Annotated in this window: 3 protein-coding genes; 2 read left to right on the top strand and 1 reads right to left on the bottom strand. The window is 73.8% G+C overall.

The window, feature by feature from the left end; translation table 11 throughout:
* Window positions 1–826: SDR family NAD(P)-dependent oxidoreductase (locus tag ACTIR_RS20990; protein ID WP_034237651.1), on the top strand; the 826-nt coding region annotated here is incomplete at its 5' end.
* Window positions 827–939: 113 nt separating this feature from the next.
* On the opposite strand, the gene ACTIR_RS0100740 is transcribed toward ACTIR_RS20990, so the two are convergent.
* Window positions 940–1,560, bottom strand: a complete 621-nt coding sequence (locus tag ACTIR_RS0100740) for a TetR/AcrR family transcriptional regulator (RefSeq protein ID WP_026452853.1) — start codon at window positions 1,558–1,560, stop codon at window positions 940–942.
* 218 nt (window positions 1,561–1,778) lie between these two features.
* Here ACTIR_RS0100740 and ACTIR_RS20985 point away from each other — a divergent pair.
* A partial coding sequence (locus ACTIR_RS20985) for an FAD-dependent oxidoreductase (protein ID WP_154663621.1) occupies window positions 1,779–2,673 on the top strand: 895 nt, incomplete at its 3' end.

The raw sequence follows: 2,673 nt of genomic DNA, 5'->3' as shown, positions 1-2,673 counted from the left end.
CGTCGTCAACGACGTCGGCCCCGCGGCCGAGGAGGTCGTCGGCGAGATCAAGGCGGCGGGCGGGCAGGCCGTCGCGGTGGTCGGCGACGTGGGCGAGTGGTCCCTGGGCGATCAGCTCGTGCAGGCGGCGGTCGACTCCTTCGGCTCGCTGGACGTCGTGGTGAACAACGCGGGTGTGCTCCGCGACGCGATGGTGTTCAACCTGACCGAGTCCGACTGGGACGACGTGCTGCGGGTCCACCTGAAGGGACACGCGTCGGTCTCGCAGTCGGCCACCGCGTACTGGCGGAAGGCGAGCAAGGCCGCCGACGGCCCGGTGTACGCGCGGATGATCAACACCTCCTCGGAGGCGTTCCTGTTCGGCTCGGCAGGCCAGCCCAACTACGCCGCCGCCAAGGCGGGCATCGTGGCGCTGACCCTGGCCACGGCGCAGGGCGCGGCCAAGTACGGTGTACGCGCCAACGCGATCTGCCCCCGCGCGCGCACCGCGATGACCGCGGACGTCTTCGACGGGGGCGACGGCGGTGGCGACGCCGCGGCCGCGGACGGCGGCGGGCCGGACCTGCTCTCCCCCGACCGGGTGGGCACCTTCGTCCGCTATCTCGCCGCACCGGCGGCGGCCGACATCAACGGCCAGGTCTTCGTCGTCTACGGCGACATGGTGGGCCTGATGGCCGCCCCGACGGTGGAGCACAAGTTCGAGGCGGACTCCGGCGTGTTCTCGGTGTCCGAACTGGACGACAAGCTCACCCCGTACTTCGCCGACCGCGACCCCGGCCGGACCTACGCCGCCTACAGCGTCGCCCAACTCGACATGACCCGCTGACCCGTCCGTGGGGTGTGCCGTGAGGGGCACTCTCCCTGCGTGTGACGCAGCGAATGTGCCCCTCGCTGCGTCCGGCGCAGGGAACGTGCCCTTCACGGCACCACAGTGGGTGACTACGTCTGCGGGTGGGCGTTCGAGCGGGGGGCCAGGAGGAGGCGGCAGGCCATCGTGATGTCGGCCTCGGCGTCGGGCAGGGAGATCCGGCCGTTGAGGCTCGACTGCAGGACGCCGTACCAGAGCTGCTGGAGCAGGCGGATCAGCGAGAGGTCCTTCGCGCTGGGCTCGTCGATGCCCAGGGTGCGCAGGATGATGCTGTCGAAGGTCCGGTCGATGCGGGCCACGTCGGTGACCGTGGCCGCGTTCGCGGTGTTGAACGACTGCAGCATCGCGGTCGCCAGCAGGGGCCTGCGCAGCAGCTCCCGGCTGGCGGCGGCCAGCACCCCGGCGACGGCCTCCTCGGGTTCCTCCTCCCCGGAAGGCTCCCCCAGGCTCTCGTCGAACCGCTCGACCTGCTCGGCCAGCAGGGCGGTGAACAGGTGCGTCTTCGAGGGGAAGTACCGGTAGAGCGTGCCGATGGCCACGCCCGCGTCCCGCGCCACCTCGTGCATCTGGACCCGTTCCGGCCCCTTCTCCGCCGCCAGGGCCGCCGCGGCACGCAGGATGCGGTGCTGCCGGGCCACCTGCTCGGGTGAGCTCGGCTCGGCGGCGGCTCTCGCCTCGGCGATGCGCGGCACGCAGGACCCCCTGTCGGTTCTGTGGCGACGCCTCGACCCTACCCACCGGACGCCACTTCCCGCCCAACACTCGGTACCGGTCAGTGGGATCCGGGCACCGACGACCGCCGCGGCTGCGGTTGTCTGACCCGTCGCGGGAGACCACCGGCCGGTCCACCGACATCCCGGGGGCCGGACGACGCACCGGACGACGTACCGGACGACGAGGAGGGGCGCCCATGGCGGCCACGGGTGAGCACGGGAGCGACCGACCGCACGGTACCGACCGCGGACACGACGGCGACGGACACGACGGCGACGGACACCACGACGAGTGCTACGACGTCGTCGTGGTCGGTTCCGGCGCGGGCGCGCTCGCGGGTGCCCACACGGCGGCCGCCGCGGGGCTGCGCACCCTGGTGCTGGAGAAGGCCGACGTGGTCGGGGGAACCTCGGCGTACTCGGGCGCGGCCTGCTGGCTGCCGGGTTCCGACGTGCAGCGGCGCGCGGGGGTCGACGACTCCACCGGATCGGCGCGCACCTACCTGTCGGCCCTGCTGGGCCCCGAGTCCGCGGACCACCGCGAGGCGTTCCTGGCCGCCGCCCCGGAGGTGGTGGAGTCGCTGGAGCGGGCCCCGTCGATGGCGTTCGCCTGGCAGGCGTTCCCGGACTACTTCGCCGCCCCGGGCAGGCCGGAGCGGGGCCGCTCCATCGTCCCGACCGACCTGCCCGCGGAGGAGCTGGGCGAGTTCCTGCCGTTGGTCCGCCCCCCGGTGGAGCGGGAACGCCGCGGCAAGGGCCACCGGCACGGCCCGTTGTCCGGCGGGCGCGCACTGATCGGGCGGCTGCTGCTGGCGGTGACCGGCACCGGATCCGGCACCGTCCGCACCGGCACCCGCGTCACCGGCCTCACCACCGACCGGGCCGGTAGCCGTGTGACCGGGGTCGTCGCCACGACCCCGGACGGGGACACCACCCGGATCGGGGCACGTGCCGGGGTGCTGCTGGCGGCGGGCGGGTTCGAGGGCGACCCCGACCTGCGCCGTCGGCACGGGGTGCCCGGGGACTCCGCGTGGTCGATGGCGCCCCCGTCGGTCAACACCGGCGACCCGTTGCGGGCGGCGGTCTCCGTCG

This window comes from Saccharomonospora iraqiensis subsp. iraqiensis, assembly GCF_000430445.1.
Classification (GTDB): Bacteria; Actinomycetota; Actinomycetes; order Mycobacteriales; family Pseudonocardiaceae; genus Saccharomonospora; species Saccharomonospora iraqiensis.
This window is presented reverse-complemented; position numbering and strand designations above follow the sequence as displayed.